We start from the raw sequence: 19,058 nt of genomic DNA, 5'->3' as shown, positions 1-19,058 counted from the left end.
ATGAGTGCCGCCAAGCCTCTCGCCTCGCTTTCGCCCAGCCTGCTTGCCCGCAAGGGGGCTGCCCGTCCGGCGATGCGCCCGCAACTGGCCATCAGCTACGATGAGCAGAGCCGCTTCCTCTCGCAGGACGATCTCGGCTGGAATGACCTTGGCGAAGACATCGCCGAAGTCGCCGCTCCGGCTCAGGTGGAGCAGCCCGTGGTCGTCCAGCAGATCGAAGCGCTGGCCGAAAAGGTCGCCGCCTTCGAGAAGCCTGCGCCGTCGAACGAATTTGCCTCGGCAGCTTCGATAAAGATCGTCCGCAATCGCCTGAAGGGCGGCAAGCCGGTCCGGTCCGCACTGCAGGAAGGCCGCAAGGCCGCTTTCACGCTACGCCTCGATAACTACCGCCACATGCGCCTTCGCCTGGCCTGCACGCTCGAAGATCGCAGCGCGCAGGAACTGGTGACCGAGGCGCTCGACCGCTTTCTGGCCGAACTTCCCGGGCTTGAAGACCTCGCCCGCCGCGCCGTGACGCGCAACTGACGCCTGAGGGGACCATGGACATGATCACCGCATTCGCACCCAACCGCGCCGCCCGCCTGGTGATGTCCACCGCGCTGGCCGCCGGCGTCCTGACCGGCTGTGCCAGCGGCGGCGCCCACCCCGACAAGTACGCATCGTCGGCCCAAGCCGCACTGGCCAAGGGCACCACGACGGCCGCGATCGACAATGCCGAGAAGGCTGTCCTCGCCGATCCGCGCAACGCCGCATACCGAGTGCTGCTCGGCAATGCCTACCTCAAGGCCGGGCGCTTTGAATCCGCGCGTCAGGCCTATGACGATTCAATGGAGCTTGGCGAAGACTCGAGCCGCACCGCGCTCAGCCTGGCGCTGGCTGACATTGCCCTTGGCCGCCATGCCGAGGCGATCGACACGCTCAATTCCTACCGTGACAGCATTGCCGCTTCGGACTACGGCCTCGCGCTGGCGCTCGCCGGCCAGCCGCAGCAGGGGGCACAAGTGCTTGCCCAGGCCCTGCGCGGTGGTGAGAACACGCCCAAGGTTCGGCAGAACCTCGCGCTTGCCTATGCGCTGGCCGGCCAGTGGCGCGAAGCGCGCACCATGGCCGCGCAGGACGTGCCTGCCAGCGAGCTTGGCGACCGCATGGAGCAGTGGGCGCTCATGGGCTATTCCGAACGCACCCGCCATCGCGTGGCCGGTCTGCTCGGCGTGCCGCTGCGGGGGGACGCTGGCCAGCCGCAGGCGCTGGCGCTGGCAAACTTCCCGGCGACCGAACAGCTGGCCGCAGAAGCCGCCACCCGCGCGGAACCTGCCGCCGCTCCGGCACTGGCCGAAGCCGCGGTCAGGGAACTGCCTGCAACAGAGCCTGAATCACCAGCCCCTTCGCTCGCCGATTCCTCGTCGCAATCGCAGCAGGCGCAGCTTGCCCTGATTGACCTGCCTGCTTCGCAACCGGCTGCGTCGCAGCCTTACGCCCGCCCCGCCGCCGTTCCGGCGCGCAAGAAGGTGCCGGCTGCAAAGCCCGTCGCGGCCCCGGCAAAGGCTGGCACCCATCTGGTCCAGCTCGGCTCCTTCTCGACGCCGGAGGGTGCCCGCCGCGCCTGGCGCCATTACACCGCGCGCAATCCCGAACTGAAGGGCTTCACGAACGTGACCACCAAGGTCTCGGTCAATGGCAAGGCGTTCTGGCGCGTGCAGGCTGCCGGCTTTGGCGGACAGGCTTCCGCCAACAGCATGTGCGGGTCGGTCAAATCGCGCGGCGGCGTGTGCCTTGTCATGCGTGGCAGCGGTGCAGCGATGCCCGGCCCGCAGCGCCCGACCGAAAGCCGCATGGCCAAGCGCTGAGTTTCTAGAGCACTTTCCGACCAATCGGGCTTACCGTGATTGTCGCAGGGAGCTTCTCGGCAAGGAGCCTTGTGCAGGGCGGGCTGGTTGCCCGTCCAAGCAAGGCGACGCTGTCCGAGGGGCTCCCTCCTCGATCCTCGCGCTCGGCCAAAATCGGCTCCGTCACGGTGAGCCCGATTGGTCGGAAAGTGCTCTAAAGTTACCGTGTGAGAGCGGGCGGGGGGCGCGGTACCGAAAGGTTCCGCGCCCTGGCCGTATCAGTCGATCCGCGCGCCGCCCTTGAACAGCGCGGTCACGCGGCCTTCCACGGGCCTGCGATCGAACGGGGTGTTCCCGGCAGCCGCTGCCATCTTGTCGGAATTGACGATCCACGGACGTGCAGGATCGACAATCGCGATGTCCGCTTCCGTGCCCACCTCAAGCCGCCCGGCCTCCACGCCCAGCAGCCGCGCCGGGTTGGCGCAGAGCAGTTCGAATGCGCGGGCCATCGTGATCACGCCATCGCGGACCAGCGTGAGCGTCAGCGGCAGCAGCGTTTCGGCCCCGGCCATGCCCGGTTCCGCATCCGCGAAGGGCAGGCGCTTGTCCTCCGGCCCGCGCGGATCGTGGCCGGATGAGATCACGTCGATCGTGCCGTCGCCGATCGCCGCGATCACCGCCTTGCGGTCCGCATCCTGCCGCAGCGGCGGGGACATCCGGCAGAAGGTGCGAAACCCGACGAGTTCGAGGTCAGACAGGATGAAGTGCGCCGGCGTAACCCCCGCCGTCACCTTCACCCCACGCGCCTTGGCTGCGCGCACCAGATCGAGCGCCCGCGCGGTCGTCACCTGCCGGAAATGGACGCGCGCGCCGGAAATCTCAGCTAGCGCGATGTCGCGCGCCACGGCCAGTGCTTCGGCTTCGGCAGGGGCGCTCGGCAGGCCCAGCCGCGTCGCCACGTCGCCCGCCGTCGCCACCGCGCTGCCGGTTATGCCTGCGTCCTCGGCATGGGTGACGACCACCAGCCCCAGCATCGCGCAATAGCGCAGCAACCGAAGCATCACGCCCGAATCCGCGATCCAGCCGCGCCCGGTCGCCACCGCCTTGGCCCCGGCATCGCGCATCAGAGCCAGCTCTGCCAGCTCGCTGCCTTCAAGCCCGCGCGTTGCCGCGGCCAGCGGGTGAACCCACATGTCCGGCTTGCCAGACTGTGCGGCGAAGCGCACCCGCGCCGGATGGTCGAGCGGCGGCCCCTGGTCGGGCATCAGCGCCGCCCGAGTAATCCCACCGAAGTGGAACGCGGGCTTGTCGATGGCGAAGACGCCCAGATCAACGAGGCCCGGCGCGATCAGCTTTCCACCAGCGTCGAAGACCTCGTCCCCTTCCTGCGGCGTCACATCGCCGAGCGCCACGATGCGCCCGCCCTCGCAGCGCACGGCTCCGGCTACAGGCTCGCCTGTGCCCAGCACCAGCCTTCCGCCGGTGATCGTCAGAGGCCGCGCGATCATGCCGGAACTCCTTCCGTTTCCCAGCCCGGCACGCCGCGCGTCCGGCGAGTCAGCACTTCCAGACAGGCCATGCGGATCGCCACGCCCATTTCCACCTGCCGCGTGATCAGGCTGCGCGTTGGGTGGTCGGCCACGGTCGAATCGATCTCGATCCCGCGGTTCATCGGACCCGGATGCATCACGAAGGCATCGGGCTCGGCCTTCGCCAGCCGCTCCGGCGTAAGCCCGTAAAGATGGCGGTATTCGCGGGGCGAGGGGATGAACTGCCCGCTCATGCGCTCCTGCTGCAGGCGCAGCATCATCACGATGTTGGCGCCCTTCAATGCCGCATCGAAATCGTGGAACGGGGTCACACCCATTGCCTCGACCTCGGCCGGCATCAGCGCGGGCGGCGCGCAGACCCGCACGTCCGCGCCCAGTGCGGTCAGGCTCAGGATGTTGGATCGCGCCACGCGGCTGTGCAGGATATCCCCGCAGATCGTCACCTTCAGCCCGTTGAGGTCTGACCCCACCGGCAGCCCCAGCGCGTGGCGCATCGTCAGCGCATCCAGCAGCGCCTGCGTCGGATGCTCGTGCTGGCCATCGCCCGCATTGAGCACCGGGCAATCGACCTTCTCGGCAATCAGCCGCACCGCGCCGGAACTCGCATGGCGGATCACGATGGCATCGGCGCGCATGGCGTTGAGGGTCATCGCCGTGTCGATCAGCGTCTCGCCCTTTTTCACGCTGCTGGTGGCGGCGTGCATGTTGACCACGTCCGCGCCCAGCCGCTTGCCCGCGATCTCGAAGCTCAGGAGCGTGCGGGTGGAGTTCTCGAAGAAGGCGTTGATGATCGTCAGACCGTTCAGCAGATCGGTCTTCTTCTTCGGCTGCCGGTTCAGCTCCACCCACTGCTCCGCCTCGTCGAGGAGGTAGAGAATCTCGTGGCGCGCGAGCTGGCCGATGCCGGTCAGGTCACGGTGCGGGTAGGCGAGGCCGCCCGCTGGATAGCGGCCCGCTTGGGATTTGGTTGAGCTTTGCATTAAAGCCAGTTCCCTAGAGGGCAGGCCCACCATTCTCAAGCCGTTTCCTGCTGGCAAAGCGCGCCCGTCCACAATAGTCTGCGCCCCATGAGCTTTGCCAAATCGGTCTGGAAGATCCTCGTCGCCATCAAGGACGGTCTCGTCCTGCTGTTCCTGCTGCTTTTCTTCGCAGGCCTTTACACCGTCCTCACGCTGCGGCCCGCTCCCGGCATGGTCCGCGAAGGTGCGCTCTACCTGCCGCTCGAAGGCCGCGTGGTGGAAGAAGCGAGCGAGATTTCGCCCACGCAATTGCTGTCAGGCCAGACGCCCGAACCGGAATACACCGCGCGTGACGTCTCGCGCGCCATTGCCGCTGCGGCAGACGACAAGCGCATCAAGGCCGTCGTGCTCGATCTCGAAGCCTTCGGCGGCGGCTCGGCCGTCCACCTCAGCCAGATCGGCGCAGCGATGGACAAGGTGCGCGCGGCAAAGAAGCCCGTGCTCGTCCGCGCGCTGATCTACACCGACGATGCGATGCAACTGGCCGCGCATTCGTCCGAAGCGTGGGTCGATCCCATGGGCGGCGTTGCCATCAGCGGCCCCGGCGGCACGCTGCTGTTCTACAAGGGCCTGATCGACAAGCTGAAAGCCAACGTCCACGTCTTCAAGGTCGGCACCTACAAGAGCGCGGTGGAGCCCTACATCCGCGCCGAAATGTCGCCCGAAGCGCGCGAGGCGATGCAGGCAGTCTATGGCACGCTGTGGCAGAACTGGCAGGACGAGGTGAAGAAGGCCCGCCCCAAGGCAGACCTGACCCTCGCCACCACCGACCCGGCCAAGTGGGTGCGCGACAACGGAAACGACGCTGCACAAGCCGCGCTCAAGTCCGGCCTTGTCGACAAGATCGGTGACCGCGTGGCCTTCGGAAAGCGCGTGGCCGAGATTGCCGGCGCAGACGAAGACGCCGGGCTTGGCGCCTTCAAGGCCACCGAACTCCTGGTCTATCTGGCTGACAAGCCCGTCTCGAAGCAGGGCAGGGCCGTCGCCGTCGTCACCGTCGCGGGCGAAATCGTCGATGGCGATGCCGGCCCCGGCACCGCGGGCGGCGATCGCATCGCCGATCTGGTCGACGGCGTGGCGCAGAGCGATGACTATGCGGGCCTCGTCCTGCGTGTCGATTCGCCGGGCGGCTCGGTCATGGCGTCCGAACGCATCCGCGCGGCGGTGGAGCGGGTGAAGGCCAAGGGCCTGCCGGTCGCCGTCTCGATGGGCAGCCTTGCCGCCAGCGGCGGGTACTGGGTCTCCACGCCCGCCCAGCGCATCTTTGCCGAACCCAGCACGATCACCGGCTCGATCGGCGTTTTTGCCGTGCTGCCCACGCTCGAACAGACTCTGCCGCAATATGGCGTCACCACCGATTCGATCCGCACCACCCCTCTTTCGGGCCAGCCGGATCTCCTGGGTGGCCTCAGCCCGCAGGTGGAGGCGCTGTTGCAGGGCCAGGTCGAACAGACCTACAGCCGCTTCCTCGGCCTCGTCGCCAAGGCGCGCGGCAAGTCATCGGCCGACATCGACAGAATCGCGCAGGGTCGCATCTGGGACGGTGGCACCGCCCGCCAGCTCGGCCTCGTCGACCAGTTCGGCGGCCTCGATGATGCGGTGGCATGGGTCGCCAAACAGGCCAAGGCAGAAACCTTCCACGCTGCCTACATCGAAGACGAACCCAGCCCCTTCGCCCAACTCCTCCGCCAGATGGAAACCGGCGAAGCGCCCGAGGCACGGGCGCATGACCTCGCGGGCGCGCTGGCGGCGCAACAGCAGGGCTTGGTTGCGCGGATGCAGGCTGACGTGATGCGCCTGATGGAAGGCGGCGGGATTAGGGCTTATTGTCTGGAGTGTGGGGGGGACATCCCTCGGGCGTCCGCAGACAAGATCGGGGCGGCGAGCCAATCTTCGGGCTTTTGGGGCACGCTGATGAGACTGCTAGCCTAGTTGTCCTGAGGCTTTGCCATGGCTCATACCGACCTGCTGATTGTCCCTCGTGATATTTCCAGCCGGGAGCGCTGGAAGAAAGATCGCTTCGATTGCGAACGATCCGGTGCTGAAAATTCTTTCAACGTTACCTGTCGTAGCGATACTGGTTTGATAACTACCACTTACAGCTTCAATCCGACTGTCGGGATCACATCCGCCAAAGTGAGCTGCCGTGGATGCGCCAACAGGGCCGTAAAGTTGGTAAGCAGGCAGGGCATGGGTGCGCTTTGTTCCGACAATATCTCGCAACCAGCTACACTTTGAGGGCCGTGATCAATCCGGCGGCGCTGGCACCTCCTGCGGGGCACCGGGCTGCACCTGATCCGGCTCGACCACCGGCGTCTCATCGGGCTGGATGACGGGCGGAACGCCGTCCGGTTCAATCACCGGTGGGCTTTCGGGCGGGGACTGGGGTTCGATTCGGTCTGGTTGCGGGGAATCGGGGGTCGTGGCCATCGTGCGGCTCCTTGATAGGTTTGCGCTTTCTTCCCCAACTCAGGCCCTCATACACTGTTCCGAGCCGTAATTCCAAGGCGCTTGCCCTTTTCCGGCCACTGCGATAGGGGCACCGCTCGCTTTTCGCCGGATGCGGGCGTGGCGGAACTGGTAGACGCGCTGGATTTAGGTTCCAGTATCGCAAGATGTGGGGGTTCGAGTCCCTTCGCCCGCACCAGTCCGCGCGCCGGCGTCCGAGTCAGCTTTTCCCGCGCAAGCGCGTGACATACATGAAAGTTGGATCAGGATGCAGATCGTCGAAACCACCAACGAGGGCCTGAAGCGCGCCTACACCGTCACCATCCCCGCGGCCGACATCGCCGCCCGGGTCGAAGGTGAGGTCAAGAAGATCGCGCCGCAGGTGCGCATGCCCGGCTTCCGCCCCGGCAAGGTGCCCGCCAACCTCGTCCGCAAGATGCACGGCCCGGCGCTCCACCAGGAAGCGCTGCAGACCACCATCCGCGAAGCGATGGACAAGCTGGTTGCCGACAACAAGCTGCGCCCCGCGATGCAACCTGCCGTCTCGCTCGGCGAAGGCTATGACGAAGGCAAGGACGCCGAGCTGACAGTCGAGCTGGAAGTCCTGCCGCAGATCGAAGCGCCGTCGCTCGATGGCCTGAAGCTTGAAAAGCTGACCGTTCCCGTCACCGAAGCCGAAGTCGACGAAGCCGTTGCCCGCATCGGCGCTGGCCAGAAGTCCTTCACCGACGCCAAGAAGGGCGCGAAGGCCAAGGACGGCGACCAGATCATCATCGACTTCCTCGGCAAGGTCGATGGCGTTGCCTTCGAAGGCGGCGCGGCTGAAGACACCCCGCTGGAACTCGGCGCTGGCCGCTTCATCCCCGGCTTCGAGGAACAGCTTGTCGGCGTGAAGGCCGGTGACGAAACCGTCATCACCGTGACCTTCCCGGAAGACTACCCGGCCGAGAACCTCAAGGGCAAGGAAGCCACCTTCGACATCAAGGTCAAGGCGGTGAAGAACCCCGGTGAGTTCGAAGCCAACGACGAATTCGCCAAGATGCTGGGCCTCGAAAGCCTCGAGCAATTGAAGACCCTGCTGCGCGGCCAGCTGGAGCAGGAAACTGCCGGCCTGACCCGCACCCAGATGAAGCGCGCGCTGCTCGATCAGCTTGCCGCCGGTCACGATTTCGCCGTGCCGCCTTCGATGGTCGATGCCGAGTTCGAGCAGATCTGGGCCCAGCTTCAGCAGGAAGCCCAGAACGAAGAGAACCCTGAAGAGGCCCTGAAGGAAATCGAGGCCGAGAAGGACGATTACCGCAAGATCGCCGAACGCCGCGTGCGCCTCGGCCTGCTCCTGTCGGAAATCGGCCAGGCCAACGGCGTGACCGTTTCTGCCCAAGAAATGGAAATGCTGATCCGCCAGGCTGCCCAGCAGTACCGCGAACAGGACCGCCAGCGCTTCGTCGACTACGTGCGTTCGGAACCGCTTGCCGCCGCCCAGCTGCGCGCGCCGCTCTATGAGGACAAGGTCGTCGACTTCCTGTTCGACAAAGCCGAAGTCACCGAGCGAGAAGTGACCAAGGAAGAGCTGCAGGCCGCGATCGAGGCTGAGGAAGGCGCTGCCGCCGCTCCGGCCAAGGCCGCCAAGAAGGCTCCGGCCAAGAAGAAGGCTGCCAAGGACGAAGCTCCGGCCGAGGAAGCTGCTGCTCCTGCTGAAGCTGAAGCCGAAGCGCCGAAGAAGAAGGCCGCTCCCAAGAAGAAGGCCGCCGAGGAAGCCCCTGCTGCCGAAGCCGCCGCTGAAGAAGCGCCTGCTCCGAAGAAGAAGGCTGCACCGAAGAAGAAGGCCGAAGGCTGATCTCCATTTCGGATTGATCCGGCTTGCGAAGGCCGGATTTCGGACGGCCCGGCGCGCATCAGCACGCCGGGCCGTTGGCGTTTCTGGCCATGCGCTACGTAATTGCGCGCCGCTTGAATGCGTATTTCGTTAGGAAAAGTGCAGACCATTCGGTTTCCGATCCATCTCCCGTTCGCACCCGAGTCGCATTGTGCCAGCATCCATCGGCAAGGAACCTCGTCTGGGGGAACTGCCATGCACACCGTTCGCAATCGTGTTGCCTCGCGTCCACGTCCGCCCCGCGCTTCCATCAGGGGGAAAGCGCCTCGCTCCAAAGTGTCGGCAGTCTCGCTGCGAGAGCCTTCCTTCCTGCTGCGCCAGGCAAATCCGCCAGCCTTTCCCGATCACCTTATCCTGCCAGCACCGCGCGGCGCGGTGATCGCCAGCATCCCGTGGCCTGAAGCGCCAGCCACGCCCTCATCGAAGAAGCCCCGCAAGGTCGCCAAGGGGAAGAGCGCAAAGCGCCGCCCCACCACCGCCCGCAAGGCCAGCCGCAAGAAGCCCGCAAATCGGACCAGGGCCTCCGCGAAGCGAGCTTCGGCTGCAGCAATCGCTGCGCTGCCGTCCACGGAGGCTCCGGCTGCCATGACCACGATCGACCTGCTCGACCGCGCGCTCGCGCTGGAGCCCGAAGTTCCCGAAGCACTGCCTGCACGCCATTCGGCCACAGCCTCCGCAACCGTGGCCGAACCCACCCCGCTGCCGCGCTCGCACGCCCCCATGCGTCCGCGCGGCAGCGGCCTTCTGGAAGTCATCTCGCAGTGGTTCCACAGCCTGGCGGTCTGGCGCAGGATGCGCAGGGACACCGCGCAGAAACGCAGCAGCCTCGCTCGCGCCAATGCCCGCCAGCGCGCGCTGCAATCGCAATTCGAAGCCCTCGAAGCCCTGCAGTCGCAGACGCAAATTCAGGCGCAATTTCAGGCGCAAACCAAATCCTAACCCTGCTTGCGCGAAGGAATGGCCTGCCCCGGTCAGGAGATTCCCTTTGCGCGCCTTCATAGCCCTGCTGCTCGCCACGACCCCGCTACCCGCTGCCGCGCAGATCATCAGCGGCAATGCCACGGCACTCGATGGCGACACGATCGACATGACCGGCCAGCGTATCCGCCTGTTCGGCATCGACGCGCCCGAACTCGGCCAGAAATGCGCGCGCGGCGGCACAAACTGGGACTGCGGCGCAGATGCGAAGCGTCATCTTGGCCTGCTGTTGCAGACGGGTGAGGTGAAATGCAGCGTCCGGGCGCAGAACGCGCAAGGCCTCGCGGTTGGCCAGTGCATGATTGACGAACGGGACCTGTCCGAAGCCATGGTCGCCGCCGGGTTTGCCGTTGCCATTGAAAACAGCCCCGGCGACGCGCCCTATCTGGAAGTGGAGCAGGCCGTGAAGACCGCGAAGGCCGGCATCTGGGCGGGCACATTCGATCCGCCATCAGACTGGAGGAAGGCCCATCCTCAGGCCGGTATTGCGGCCAGCGCCAGCCAGAGGGCGCAAGGGGTTGCGCGATCGACGCGGACTGGCGGGGCCCAGGTCTATCGCAACGCCTTCGGCTGCGCGATCAAGGGCAATGTCAGCCAGCGCAATGGCGAGTACATCTATTACCTGCCCGGCATGAAGTACTATGACGGGACCCGGCCCGAGCGGCTCTTCTGCACCGAGGAAGAGGCCCAGGCCGCAGGCTTCCGCCGGTCCCGCGGCGGCTAGGGACCTTACTCCCCCCAGCGCTTGAACGAGGGGACAGGCACTGCGGCGGTCCGGGCGCGTTCGTAGGCAGCGCCCGCTTCCAATACGCGCTTGTCGTCCCACTTCGCGCCCATGATCGAAAGGCCGATGGGCAGGCCCTCTACCGCGCCCATCGGCACGGACAGATGCGGATATCCCGCAATGGCCGAGAGATTGCCGGCGCCCACGCCAACGAAGTGATCGCCCAGCACCAGGTCGATCGGCCAGGCCGGGCCCTCTGTCGGCGCGACAAGGAAGGTCACCTTGTTCTCGCGCAGCAGCCTGTCGATGCCTTCGGCCCCGGCGAGCTTGAGCGAATTGGCGCGTGCGGCGGTATAGCCGATCTGGTCGGTCGTCGCTTCGGCCTGCTCGAAAACGTCCTGCCCGAACCAGCGCAGTTCCTCTGGATGCGCCTTGTTGAAGGCGATCAGGTCGGCAAGCGACTTCGGCCCCTGCTTGGCGGGCAGGGAGCGCAGGTAGGCGCCCATGTCCTCGCGCAATTCGTAGAGCAGCACGGTGAACTCGTCGCGGCCCATCTCGGGCGAGGGTTCGAACGCGATCTCGACCAGCTCTGCGCCCGCCGCCTTCAGGTCGGCCAGCGCCTTGTCGAACAGGGCAAGCAGGGCAGGGTGGTTGCCCGCCTGCTTGCGCAGCACGCCGATGCGGACGCCTTTCAGGTTGGCGGTGGCGAGGCCTGCGGTGAAGTCTGCCTTGCGCTTGTCGGCCTCGGCGGTGGCGCTATCGGCGGGGTCGGTCCCGGCGAGCGCGTTCATCAGCAGCGCGGCATCGGCTACGCTGCGGGTCATCGGTCCCGCGGTGTCCTGACTGTGGCTGATCGGGACCACATGGGTGCGGCTGACCATACCGACGGTAGGCTTGAAGCCGACGATGCCATTGACCGAGGCCGGGCAGGTGATCGACCCGTCGGTCTCGGTGCCGATGGCTGCCCAGGCAAGACCCGCGGCAACAGCCGAGCCGCTGCCTGATGACGATCCGCACGCCGTCCGGTCGATCGCGTGGGGGTTCTTCGTCTGTCCTCCGATCGCGCTCCAGCCGCTGGACGAGGAGGACGAGCGGATGTTGGCCCATTCCGAAAGGTTGGTCTTGCCCAGGATCACCACTCCCGCCTTGCGCAGCCTTGCGACAAGCGGAGCGTCGCGGCCGGTGACGTTGTCTTTCAGGGCCAGGCTTCCGGCGGTCGTGGCCATTGGGCCTGCAACCTCGATATTGTCCTTGATCAGCACTGCCTTGCCCGCAAGCGGTCCCTTGACCTTCCTGGCGGCAGCCTCCTCCTTCGCCGCATCGGGGTTGATCGCCAACACCGCGTTGAGCTTCGGTCCGGAGTCGTCGACCGCCGCGATCCGTGCCAAGTAATCGGACACACTCTGCGCCGCGCCGCATGAAGGTAGTGCAGCAGCGGCCATGGCAGAGCAAAGAAACAGCATTCTCATCAAGCCGACCCCACGCCAGAATCTCCGCCGGATGCTGCGCACGGCCCGCCGCACTTGCAAGCGCCTTGATGGCGGCAGCACCTTCGGGCGTGTCACCAAACCGGCTTTCGACCCGCAAATCCCCGGATTCGGGGTTAACGCCCTTGAACATCGCGTCGTGGCACGCGACATAGCGAAGCCTAACCATATGAGGATTTCCATGCTCGACCTGTTCGGCGCATCGAGTGCGCAAGGCAAATTCACCACCGATCCCGTCACCGGCGCGCTGATCCCGGTCGTGGTCGAACAATCGAGCCGCGGCGAACGCAGCTTCGACATCTATTCGCGCCTGCTGCGCGAACGCATCATCTTCGTGACCGGCGAAGTCGAGGACCACATGGCCTCGGTGATCATCGCCCAGCTCCTGTTCCTCGAATCGGAAAATCCGTCGAAGGACATCTCGATGTACATCAACTCGCCGGGCGGCGTGGTGACGGCAGGTCTCGCGATCTACGACACCATGCAATACATCCGCCCCCGCGTGTCGACCGTGTGCATCGGCCAGGCTGCGTCGATGGGCTCGTTCCTGCTTGCTGCCGGTGAGCCGGGCATGCGCATTGCGCTGCCCAACGCGCGCATCATGGTCCACCAGCCTTCGGGCGGCGCACGCGGCATGGCCTCGGACATCGAGATCCAGGCGCGCGAGATCCTGCGCATCCGCAAGCGCATGAACGACCTTTACGTCAAGTTCACCGGCCGCTCGCTCGACGAGATCGAGAAGGCGATGGACCGCGACACCTTCCTCGAAGCCGAGGAAGCGAAGAACTTCGGGCTCGTCGACAAGGTGTTCGAATCGCGTCCGGTGACCGATTCGGTCGGCGGCGAAGAAGGTTCGGGCGGCGCACCCGCATAAGGAATAACCCTGAGGGTCAAGGCCTTAAGCCCAGCGAAAGGCTTTGCCCCTTAGGATCACGTTACTGTAATCGAGTCCGGTTGATTAATGCCCTTGCGGTAGTAGGATGATCGGGCCCGCCTCTCGTGGAGAGGCGCCTGGGATGGACGAATGACCAAGCTTTCCGGATCGGATACCAAGAGCACCCTCTACTGCAGCTTCTGCGGCAAATCGCAGCACGAAGTGCGCAAGCTCATCGCCGGGCCGACCGTGTTCATCTGCGATGAATGCGTCGAACTGTGCAACGACATCATCCGTGAAGAGACCAAGGCCGGCATCGCCGGCAAGAAGGATGGCGGCGTACCAACCCCGCGCGACATCTTCGAGACTCTGAACGACTACGTGATCGGCCAGGACCGCGCCAAGCGCGTGCTCTCGGTGGCGGTCCACAACCACTACAAGCGCCTCAAGCACAGCGGCAAGGGCGGCGATGTCGAACTGTCGAAGTCGAACATCCTGCTCGTCGGCCCGACCGGTTCGGGCAAGACGCTGCTGGCACAGACGCTTGCCAAGACCTTCGACGTGCCCTTCACCATGGCCGATGCCACCACGCTGACCGAAGCCGGTTACGTGGGCGAGGACGTGGAGAACATCATCCTCAAGCTGCTGCAGGCGTCCGACTACAACGTCGAGAAGGCGCAGCACGGTATCGTCTACATCGACGAGATCGACAAGATCAGCCGCAAGGCCGAGAATCCATCGATCACGCGCGACGTTTCGGGCGAAGGCGTGCAGCAGGCGCTGCTCAAGCTGATGGAAGGCACCACCGCCTCGGTTCCCCCGCAGGGCGGGCGCAAGCATCCGCAGCAGGAGTTCCTGCAGGTCGACACCACGAACATCCTGTTCATCTGCGGCGGCGCCTTTGCGGGCCTCGACAAGATCATTGCCGACCGCCTGCAGAAGCGCTCGATTGGCTTCGGCGCGCACGTTGCCGATCCCGAAAAGCGCCGCGTGGGCGAACTGCTCCAGAAGTCGGAACCTGAGGATCTCCTCAAGTTCGGCCTGATCCCCGAATTCGTCGGCCGCCTGCCGGTGATCGCGACCCTGAACGACCTCGACATCGAGGCGCTGGTCAAGATCCTCAAGGAGCCGAAGAACGCGCTGATCAAGCAGTACGCCAAGCTGTTCGAGCTGGAAGACGTCACGCTGACCTTCACCGACGACGCCCTGGAAGCGATCGCCAAGAAGGCCATCGAACGCAAGACCGGCGCGCGCGGGCTTCGCTCGATCGTCGAAGGCCTGCTGCTCGACACCATGTTCGACGTGCCGACCGAGACCGACATCAACGAGGTCGTGGTCGACAAGGACGTCGTCGAAGGCCGCAAGGAACCGATCCGCGTCCACAAGGGCAAGGAAGAAGCGGCCTGATTTCTGGCTTCGACTGAACATGAAAGAGGGCGGGTACCGAGAGGCACCCGCCCTTTTTGTTGGCCACTGCCCCCCTGTTTGGAAGGGGCAAGCAAGATCAGTTCGGCAGCGAGACCGCGTCGGTCACATGGATCACGCCGTTCTTCTGCATCACATCGGCTTGCGTCACGTGGGCCATGCCGCCCTTTTCGTCGGTGAGCATGACGGTATCGCCCATCAGCGAGGCGGTGAGCTTGCCGCCCGCGACGGTGGTGAGTTCGGTCTTGCCGCCATCGGCCTTGATCTTGGCGACGAGCTGCGCCGCCGTCACCTTGCCCGGTACCACGTGGTATGTCAGGACCTTGGTAAGCGTGGCCTTGTTCTCGGGCTTGAGCAGGGTGTCGACAGTGCCCGCAGGCAGCTTGGCGAAGGCAGCGTTGGTGGGAGCGAAGACGGTGAACGGACCGGTGCCATTCAGCGTATCGACGAGGCCGGCGGCCTTGACCGCGGCGACCAGCGTGGTGTGATCGGCGGAGTTCACCGCGTTCTCGACGATGGTCTTCGAGGGATACATCGCTGCGCCGCCGATCATCTTGGTCTCTTCATGGTGGTTGGCGAAGGCAGGCGTGACGAACGCGGGTGCTGCAGTGGCGGCAGTAGCGGCGAGGGCCGCGATCAGGAACTTCGAGCTCATCGGTAACTCCTTGGTCGAAACGTGGCTGTATCCGGCGCAAGATCTGAGGCTGCCGGCCCGCCCCTCCGCGACCAGAGGTGGTAGCTGCCCGGGGCGATTCCACATGGCCCATGGTGCATGTGCTTGATTACGAAGTGTAATTGGCAAAAAATAGGCGCGCTGCGTGGGGCAGCGCGCCTGAAGAATTGGTACCCCCGGCCGAAGGGAACGAGTAGCCGGGGATCAAGGGAGGAACCGGGGCGGAGGGGTAAGTCTGCCCCGATCGGAACGTCTCCTGATGCCGATATGGCCCTCTGTGCCGTGCCCTGCGACCTGTCTCTTGGGACATTGAGGGATGCACGATGGGGCTGTTTACACCACGTTATCGTGCAACAGCGCGCATTCGTGGCCATCGATCGTCTCGACCTGGACGGTTGCGTGGCCAATGCCGAAATCATGGTCCAGTTCATGCGCGAGCTGGTGGAGGAAGCTGTCACCCGGATGGCCGCCCGGCATCACGAGGTGCGCGGTCAGCGCGGTCTCGGTCGTGCTCATCGGCCAGATGTGCAGATCGTGCACCGCCTCGACCCCGCTCAGCGAGTTGAGGAAGTGCCGCACTTTCTGCTCGTCGATTCCGGGCGGAACGGCGTGCAGGCCCATGCGCAGCGAATCCTTGAGCAGCCCCCATGTGCCTGCGGCGATGATGCCGACAATGACAAGGCTGGTGACCGGATCGATCCATTGCGCACCTGTCAGCGTGATCAGCAGGCCTGCGACAACGACGCCGGCCGAAACCGCAGCGTCTGCAGCCATGTGCAGGTAGGCGCCGCGGATGTTGATATCGTGCTTGCGCCCCCGCATGAACATCAGCGCCGTGACGGTGTTGATCACGATGCCGACGGCGGCTACCGCCATGACCGGACCACCCGCAACCGGCTCGGGCTCTATCAGCCGGCGGATCGTCTCGACCAGGATGGCGCCCAGCGCGACCAGCAGGAACGCGGCATTGCCGAGGGCGGCCAGGATCGAGCTGGACTTGAAGCCATAGGTGAAGCGGGCCGAGGGCGGCCGCGCTGCCAGCACGCTGGCGGTCCAGGCGATGACGAGGCCGAGCACGTCGGACAGGTTGTGTCCGGCATCTGCCACCAGCGCCATCGAACCGGCAATCACACCGTAGACCGCCTCGACCACGACAAAGCCGAGGTTCAGCGTGATGCCGACGGCAAAGGCCCGGCCGAAGCTGGCGGGAGCGTGGGAATGGCCATGGCCATGGTGGTCATGCCCGTGCCCATGCCCATGATGATCGTGATGGTGATGATGGCCGCCGGACATGGACCCGTCCTAACAACTTGCAGCGTTGTAGGAAACCATCGAAGCGCCAGGGGGCCTGTAAGCCGGGTTCTGTAGCGCCGACGGTATCCCACAAGTGGACCGTATCGCCGCTGGCAGCCATTCCTCTAGGCGGACCGTTGCCGGAACGCTCAAGCAATCAACCCGGACTGCTGGCCCGAAACAAGCCTGCTCGGAAGAGCGCGCAGTCCCTATTCGATCTTGCTCCGGGTGGGGTTTGCCGTGCCGCTTCCGTTGCCGGTCGCGCGGTGCGCTCTTGCCGCACCCTTTCACCCTTACTCGTCCTTGCGGACTAGCGGTCTGCTCTCTGTGGCACTTTCCCTTGACCTTCCACCTTGCGGTGTCAGGCCCGGCGGGCGTTACCCGCCACCCTTGTTTCGTGGAGCCCGGACTTTCCTCGGGATCTTGCGATCACGCGGCTGCCCGGCCCCCTGGCGAGCGGTCACCTAGCATGACCGAGATCGCGTTCCAACAGGAGTTCGAACAGCAATGCGCCGATCTGGCCATCGACCTGCCCATCGATCCGGTGTGGCCGCCAGCGCCGCTGGAAGGCGCGCACTGCGGCTTCCTGATCGGAAATGTCATAGCCGAAGCGTTCGAGGGCGAGGAAGAACGCAGCCTCGTTGTCGTAGAGCAGCCGCATCGAGAGCTTGGGTGTGGGCAGGCAGAGTCGGTGCCGTGCGAGCAATTCCCACGGGAACAACTCGCCCGGATCTTCCTTGCGCGCCGGGGCGACGTCGGAATGGCCGACGACGTTGGCGCGGGGCACGTTGTGCCGCTTGACGATATCGGCGAGCAGCGGCAGCAGCGCCTCGATCTGGGCGTCGGGGAACGGGCGGTAGCCGAATTCGTGGCCGGGATTTACCAGTTCGATCCCGACGCTCGCCGAGTTTATATCGGTGATCCCGCGCCAGGAGGACCGCCCGGCGTGCCAGGCGCGCTTGTCCTCGTCCACCAGGCCGGTGACGGTGCCGTCCTCGTCGATCATGTAGTGCGCCGAGACTTCCGCTGCCGGATCGCAGAGCCGATCAAGCGCCGCCTGTGCGGTCTCCATGCCGGTATAGTGCAGAACCACCATGGTGACCGGCAGCTTGCGCTCGTTCCAGTTCGGCGATGGCACCTCGCGATGGACGAGCCAGCGGCGCATCATGGATCAGGCTGCCGGGAGCACTGCGCCCATGACCAGGCTTTCCGCCGTGACGTGGACCTGCACCCCGCCGCCGACGGAGGCGGCAAGCTGCTGGACCATCGCGGCGGGCGCCGTCTTGCTGGACAGTTCGCTTGCAGCCAACGTGCCTTCAAGCGCCTGACCGACCGCCGGATCAAACGCCACGCGCTGCCCGGCGGCGCGCACGACGATCTCGATCGCGCCGCCGTTCACTTCTGCACCGATATCGAGCGTGCCGCCGCGGACCAGCGCGTCGAGCCCGATCAGGGCGAGATTGAGCAGGGTCTTCACCGCGGGCTTGGCCAAGGCATCGACGCCGAACATCCAGTTCACCGCGACACGCCCGTTGCTGCCGGCCAGCGCATCGATCAGGGCGCGCGCCTCGTTCACCGGCACGGAATCGCCGAAGCCGCCTGCCGCACCGAAGGCGAGACGGAAGAACTTGAGCTTGTCTGCCGATGCCTTCGCGCTCTGTTCGAGCAGTTCGAAGCAGCGCTGGCGCATTTCGGGGTCCTTCTCCTCGACGAGGAGTTCGAGACCGTTTGAAAGCGCGCCTACCGGGCTGAGCATGTCATGGCAAAGGCGCGAGCAGAGCAGGCTGGCGAGATCGAGCGCGGAAGCAGGTGCTGTCATGTTCTGATGGAAGGCCTTTTTGGATCAGTGGTCTGCGCAAGGGGCTCTGTGCGAGCAAACGGGTTGATGCCTTACAGCCTTAGCCAGCGATGACCGCATAGGAAAGCGCTTCGAACCCGTTCGGGCCATCGTGCCAACACGTAATTGCCCACGATCCGTCGCGGACCGGCGCGGCAATCGCCCAGACCTTGCCATCGTGCGCGGCGCTGGCTGCGTCGGTGGATGACGGGCAGGCAAGGCCGTTGGGATGCGTGTGAAAATAGCCGAGAACGTCCGGCCCGCCAGCCCGCGCCGCCTTGTGCGCGGCGATGAGGGCGGCGGGATCGATCTCGAAATGGCGCGCCGGGTCGGCCGCGACATTGGCGGTGCGAACGGCGGTTTCCACGCGGGTGCCACAGCCAAGCAGTAGGCCGCACGCCTCGTCGGGGCAGGCATCGCGGGCCGCAACCGTCATCGTCGCAATTGCGCTGCTGGCTATCTCAAACGGCATGGCGTTGCTGTGGCGGGGAGAGGCGGTGGTTGCAAGGGGGGCGCCTGATTTGCCACCCCCGCTCTCCCGTCCTTCGGCTCGTCGCGCAGGCGGGGAGGCTCGGGCGACTCGCGCTGAGGTTCCGTGAGGACACCGAGGTCCCCGCCTGCGCGGGGAAGCGGGGGTGTCATGAGTAGGCATCCGCTGGCGAATGCGGACGGTAACGCCTGTGGGAGGTGCAGATCGCGCGACCGGTGCGGTGCCGTTTGGCACGCAAAGGATGGGGCGCGGGACCGGGTGCGAGTGGCCGGGGGGCGGTGCCGGACCCCTGATCGGCTCAGCCTGATGGTCGGACATTTGTGAAAGGACGAAGCCTTGGCAGCGGCTCGCTTGCTGCCTTGGCTTCTGGCAAGCGGCTGCGTGAAAAGAACCTGTCGTTTGTGCTGACACAGTCGCACAATCATGGCGGGTTCCGCATCCGCAGCGTCGCTCAGGGTTCGGCGCCGTGCTATCAGCCCTGGGTTGTCCTGTCTGTCCTTGGGTAACGGCAGGGTTTGCCCGGTGGGTCTTGGGCTTTACGCCCCTCGTTGAACCCGC

Annotated in this window: 19 protein-coding genes, 1 tRNA gene and 1 other RNA gene; 10 read left to right on the top strand and 11 right to left on the bottom strand. The window is 65.5% G+C overall.

From position 1 onward, the window contains the following. Window positions 1–525: a hypothetical protein gene (locus NJ75_RS15615; protein ID WP_039336296.1), complete on the top strand. Its 525-nt coding sequence runs from the start codon at window positions 1–3 to the stop codon at window positions 523–525. A 20-nt stretch (window positions 526–545) separates the two neighbouring features. Beyond that, window positions 546–1,847 (top strand): SPOR domain-containing protein, encoded by a 1,302-nt coding sequence (locus tag NJ75_RS15610; RefSeq protein ID WP_052242564.1) that lies wholly within the window; start codon window positions 546–548, stop codon window positions 1,845–1,847. A gap of 257 nt (window positions 1,848–2,104) precedes the next feature. Here the strand turns inward: NJ75_RS15610 and NJ75_RS15605 are convergent, their stop codons facing one another. Both NJ75_RS15605 and NJ75_RS15600 read right to left on the bottom strand, forming a co-directional pair. Further along, window positions 2,105–3,334: a dihydroorotase gene (locus NJ75_RS15605; protein ID WP_039336127.1), complete on the bottom strand. Its 1,230-nt coding sequence runs from the start codon at window positions 3,332–3,334 to the stop codon at window positions 2,105–2,107. Beyond that, entirely contained in the window at window positions 3,331–4,356 is a 1,026-nt protein-coding gene (locus tag NJ75_RS15600) for an aspartate carbamoyltransferase catalytic subunit (RefSeq protein WP_039336125.1), read from the bottom strand. The genes NJ75_RS15605 and NJ75_RS15600 overlap by 4 nt, the downstream gene beginning before the upstream one ends. An 87-nt stretch (window positions 4,357–4,443) precedes the next feature. On the opposite strand from NJ75_RS15600, the gene sppA reads away from it, so the two are divergent. Beyond that, complete coding sequence (gene sppA / locus NJ75_RS15595) at window positions 4,444–6,327, top strand: signal peptide peptidase SppA (protein WP_039336123.1); 1,884 nt, start codon at window positions 4,444–4,446, stop codon at window positions 6,325–6,327. 18 nt (window positions 6,328–6,345) lie between these two features. Beyond that, window positions 6,346–6,633, top strand: coding sequence for a hypothetical protein (locus NJ75_RS24420; RefSeq protein WP_156135834.1), 288 nt, complete (start codon window positions 6,346–6,348; stop codon window positions 6,631–6,633). Between the two features lie 9 nt (window positions 6,634–6,642). On the opposite strand, the gene NJ75_RS23825 is transcribed toward NJ75_RS24420, so the two are convergent. Next, complete coding sequence (locus NJ75_RS23825) at window positions 6,643–6,825, bottom strand: hypothetical protein (RefSeq protein ID WP_082013422.1); 183 nt, start codon at window positions 6,823–6,825, stop codon at window positions 6,643–6,645. A 132-nt stretch (window positions 6,826–6,957) separates the two neighbouring features. On the opposite strand from NJ75_RS23825, the gene NJ75_RS15590 reads away from it, so the two are divergent. Together NJ75_RS15590 and tig are read left to right on the top strand one after the other, a co-directional pair. Then, window positions 6,958–7,042: transfer RNA gene (locus tag NJ75_RS15590), tRNA-Leu, on the top strand. A gap of 69 nt (window positions 7,043–7,111) precedes the next feature. After that, complete coding sequence (tig, locus tag NJ75_RS15585; protein ID WP_039336121.1) at window positions 7,112–8,680, top strand: trigger factor; 1,569 nt, start codon at window positions 7,112–7,114, stop codon at window positions 8,678–8,680. A gap of 383 nt (window positions 8,681–9,063) precedes the next feature. Here the strand turns inward: tig and NJ75_RS24415 are convergent, their stop codons facing one another. Then, on the bottom strand, window positions 9,064–9,306 hold the full coding sequence (locus NJ75_RS24415; RefSeq protein WP_156135833.1) for a hypothetical protein: 243 nt from the start codon (window positions 9,304–9,306) through the stop codon (window positions 9,064–9,066). On the opposite strand from NJ75_RS24415, the gene NJ75_RS24410 reads away from it, so the two are divergent. Together NJ75_RS24410 and NJ75_RS15575 are read left to right on the top strand one after the other, a co-directional pair. Then, window positions 9,305–9,658, top strand: coding sequence for a hypothetical protein (locus tag NJ75_RS24410; protein ID WP_156135832.1), 354 nt, complete (start codon window positions 9,305–9,307; stop codon window positions 9,656–9,658). The genes NJ75_RS24415 and NJ75_RS24410 overlap by 2 nt on opposite strands. A 46-nt stretch (window positions 9,659–9,704) precedes the next feature. Beyond that, a complete protein-coding gene (locus NJ75_RS15575) occupies window positions 9,705–10,421 on the top strand; it encodes a thermonuclease family protein (protein WP_039336117.1) in 717 nt (238 codons plus the stop codon). Window positions 10,422–10,426: 5 nt separating this feature from the next. Here the strand turns inward: NJ75_RS15575 and NJ75_RS15570 are convergent, their stop codons facing one another. Beyond that, complete coding sequence (locus tag NJ75_RS15570) at window positions 10,427–11,890, bottom strand: amidase (protein WP_039336116.1); 1,464 nt, start codon at window positions 11,888–11,890, stop codon at window positions 10,427–10,429. Window positions 11,891–12,089: 199 nt separating this feature from the next. Between NJ75_RS15570 and clpP the strand changes: the two genes are divergently transcribed. Together clpP and clpX are read left to right on the top strand one after the other, a co-directional pair. Beyond that, on the top strand, window positions 12,090–12,782 hold the full coding sequence (gene clpP / locus NJ75_RS15565) for an ATP-dependent Clp endopeptidase proteolytic subunit ClpP (protein WP_039336292.1): 693 nt from the start codon (window positions 12,090–12,092) through the stop codon (window positions 12,780–12,782). 150 nt (window positions 12,783–12,932) lie between these two features. Beyond that, the gene (gene clpX / locus NJ75_RS15560; protein WP_039336115.1) at window positions 12,933–14,189 is read left to right on the top strand and encodes an ATP-dependent Clp protease ATP-binding subunit ClpX; all 1,257 of its coding nucleotides are present in this window, start codon (window positions 12,933–12,935) and stop codon (window positions 14,187–14,189) included. A gap of 97 nt (window positions 14,190–14,286) precedes the next feature. On the opposite strand, the gene NJ75_RS15555 is transcribed toward clpX, so the two are convergent. From NJ75_RS15555 to NJ75_RS15535, 6 genes are all read right to left on the bottom strand, one after another. Next, the gene (locus NJ75_RS15555) at window positions 14,287–14,862 is read right to left on the bottom strand and encodes a fasciclin domain-containing protein (RefSeq protein WP_039336114.1); all 576 of its coding nucleotides are present in this window, start codon (window positions 14,860–14,862) and stop codon (window positions 14,287–14,289) included. 351 nt (window positions 14,863–15,213) lie between these two features. Then, the gene (locus NJ75_RS15550) at window positions 15,214–16,173 is read right to left on the bottom strand and encodes a cation diffusion facilitator family transporter (RefSeq protein WP_039336112.1); all 960 of its coding nucleotides are present in this window, start codon (window positions 16,171–16,173) and stop codon (window positions 15,214–15,216) included. 42 nt (window positions 16,174–16,215) lie between these two features. Further along, an RNA gene (gene rnpB / locus NJ75_RS23420) (RNase P RNA component class A) lies at window positions 16,216–16,626 on the bottom strand. Between the two features lie 7 nt (window positions 16,627–16,633). Next, window positions 16,634–17,338, bottom strand: a complete 705-nt coding sequence (locus NJ75_RS15545) for an N-acetylmuramoyl-L-alanine amidase (protein ID WP_039336291.1) — start codon at window positions 17,336–17,338, stop codon at window positions 16,634–16,636. Between the two features lie 6 nt (window positions 17,339–17,344). Continuing rightward, entirely contained in the window at window positions 17,345–17,992 is a 648-nt protein-coding gene (locus tag NJ75_RS15540; RefSeq protein WP_039336109.1) for a histidine phosphotransferase family protein, read from the bottom strand. A 79-nt stretch (window positions 17,993–18,071) separates the two neighbouring features. Continuing rightward, window positions 18,072–18,482, bottom strand: a complete 411-nt coding sequence (locus NJ75_RS15535; protein WP_039336107.1) for a M67 family metallopeptidase — start codon at window positions 18,480–18,482, stop codon at window positions 18,072–18,074. Window positions 18,483–19,058 lie beyond the last annotated feature (576 nt).

Source organism: Novosphingobium subterraneum (genome assembly GCF_000807925.1).
GTDB lineage: Bacteria > Pseudomonadota > Alphaproteobacteria > Sphingomonadales > Sphingomonadaceae > Novosphingobium > Novosphingobium subterraneum.
The sequence above is the reverse complement of the archived record's forward strand: the minus strand, read 5'-3'. Positions and strand labels throughout refer to the sequence as shown.

What these genes read in the sequence shown, in the direction of transcription:
- NJ75_RS15615 (WP_039336296.1), top strand. Translation starts at nt 1, where the DNA reads ATGAGTGCCGCCAAGCCTCTCGCCTCGCTTTCGCCCAGCCTGCTTGCC.
- NJ75_RS15610 (WP_052242564.1), top strand. Translation starts at nt 546, where the DNA reads ATGATCACCGCATTCGCACCCAACCGCGCCGCCCGCCTGGTGATGTCC.
- NJ75_RS15605 (WP_039336127.1), bottom strand. Translation starts at nt 3,334, where the DNA reads ATGATCGCGCGGCCTCTGACGATCACCGGCGGAAGGCTGGTGCTGGGC.
- NJ75_RS15600 (WP_039336125.1), bottom strand. Translation starts at nt 4,356, where the DNA reads ATGCAAAGCTCAACCAAATCCCAAGCGGGCCGCTATCCAGCGGGCGGC.
- sppA (WP_039336123.1), top strand. Translation starts at nt 4,444, where the DNA reads ATGAGCTTTGCCAAATCGGTCTGGAAGATCCTCGTCGCCATCAAGGAC.
- NJ75_RS24420 (WP_156135834.1), top strand. Translation starts at nt 6,346, where the DNA reads ATGGCTCATACCGACCTGCTGATTGTCCCTCGTGATATTTCCAGCCGG.
- NJ75_RS23825 (WP_082013422.1), bottom strand. Translation starts at nt 6,825, where the DNA reads ATGGCCACGACCCCCGATTCCCCGCAACCAGACCGAATCGAACCCCAG.
- tig (WP_039336121.1), top strand. Translation starts at nt 7,112, where the DNA reads ATGCAGATCGTCGAAACCACCAACGAGGGCCTGAAGCGCGCCTACACC.
- NJ75_RS24410 (WP_156135832.1), top strand. Translation starts at nt 9,305, where the DNA reads ATGACCACGATCGACCTGCTCGACCGCGCGCTCGCGCTGGAGCCCGAA.
- NJ75_RS24415 (WP_156135833.1), bottom strand. Translation starts at nt 9,306, where the DNA reads ATGGCAGCCGGAGCCTCCGTGGACGGCAGCGCAGCGATTGCTGCAGCC.
- NJ75_RS15570 (WP_039336116.1), bottom strand. Translation starts at nt 11,890, where the DNA reads ATGAGAATGCTGTTTCTTTGCTCTGCCATGGCCGCTGCTGCACTACCT.
- clpP (WP_039336292.1), top strand. Translation starts at nt 12,090, where the DNA reads ATGCTCGACCTGTTCGGCGCATCGAGTGCGCAAGGCAAATTCACCACC.
- clpX (WP_039336115.1), top strand. Translation starts at nt 12,933, where the DNA reads ATGACCAAGCTTTCCGGATCGGATACCAAGAGCACCCTCTACTGCAGC.
- NJ75_RS15555 (WP_039336114.1), bottom strand. Translation starts at nt 14,862, where the DNA reads ATGAGCTCGAAGTTCCTGATCGCGGCCCTCGCCGCTACTGCCGCCACT.
- NJ75_RS15550 (WP_039336112.1), bottom strand. Translation starts at nt 16,173, where the DNA reads ATGTCCGGCGGCCATCATCACCATCACGATCATCATGGGCATGGGCAC.
- NJ75_RS15545 (WP_039336291.1), bottom strand. Translation starts at nt 17,338, where the DNA reads ATGCGCCGCTGGCTCGTCCATCGCGAGGTGCCATCGCCGAACTGGAAC.
- NJ75_RS15540 (WP_039336109.1), bottom strand. Translation starts at nt 17,992, where the DNA reads ATGACAGCACCTGCTTCCGCGCTCGATCTCGCCAGCCTGCTCTGCTCG.
- NJ75_RS15535 (WP_039336107.1), bottom strand. Translation starts at nt 18,482, where the DNA reads ATGCCGTTTGAGATAGCCAGCAGCGCAATTGCGACGATGACGGTTGCG.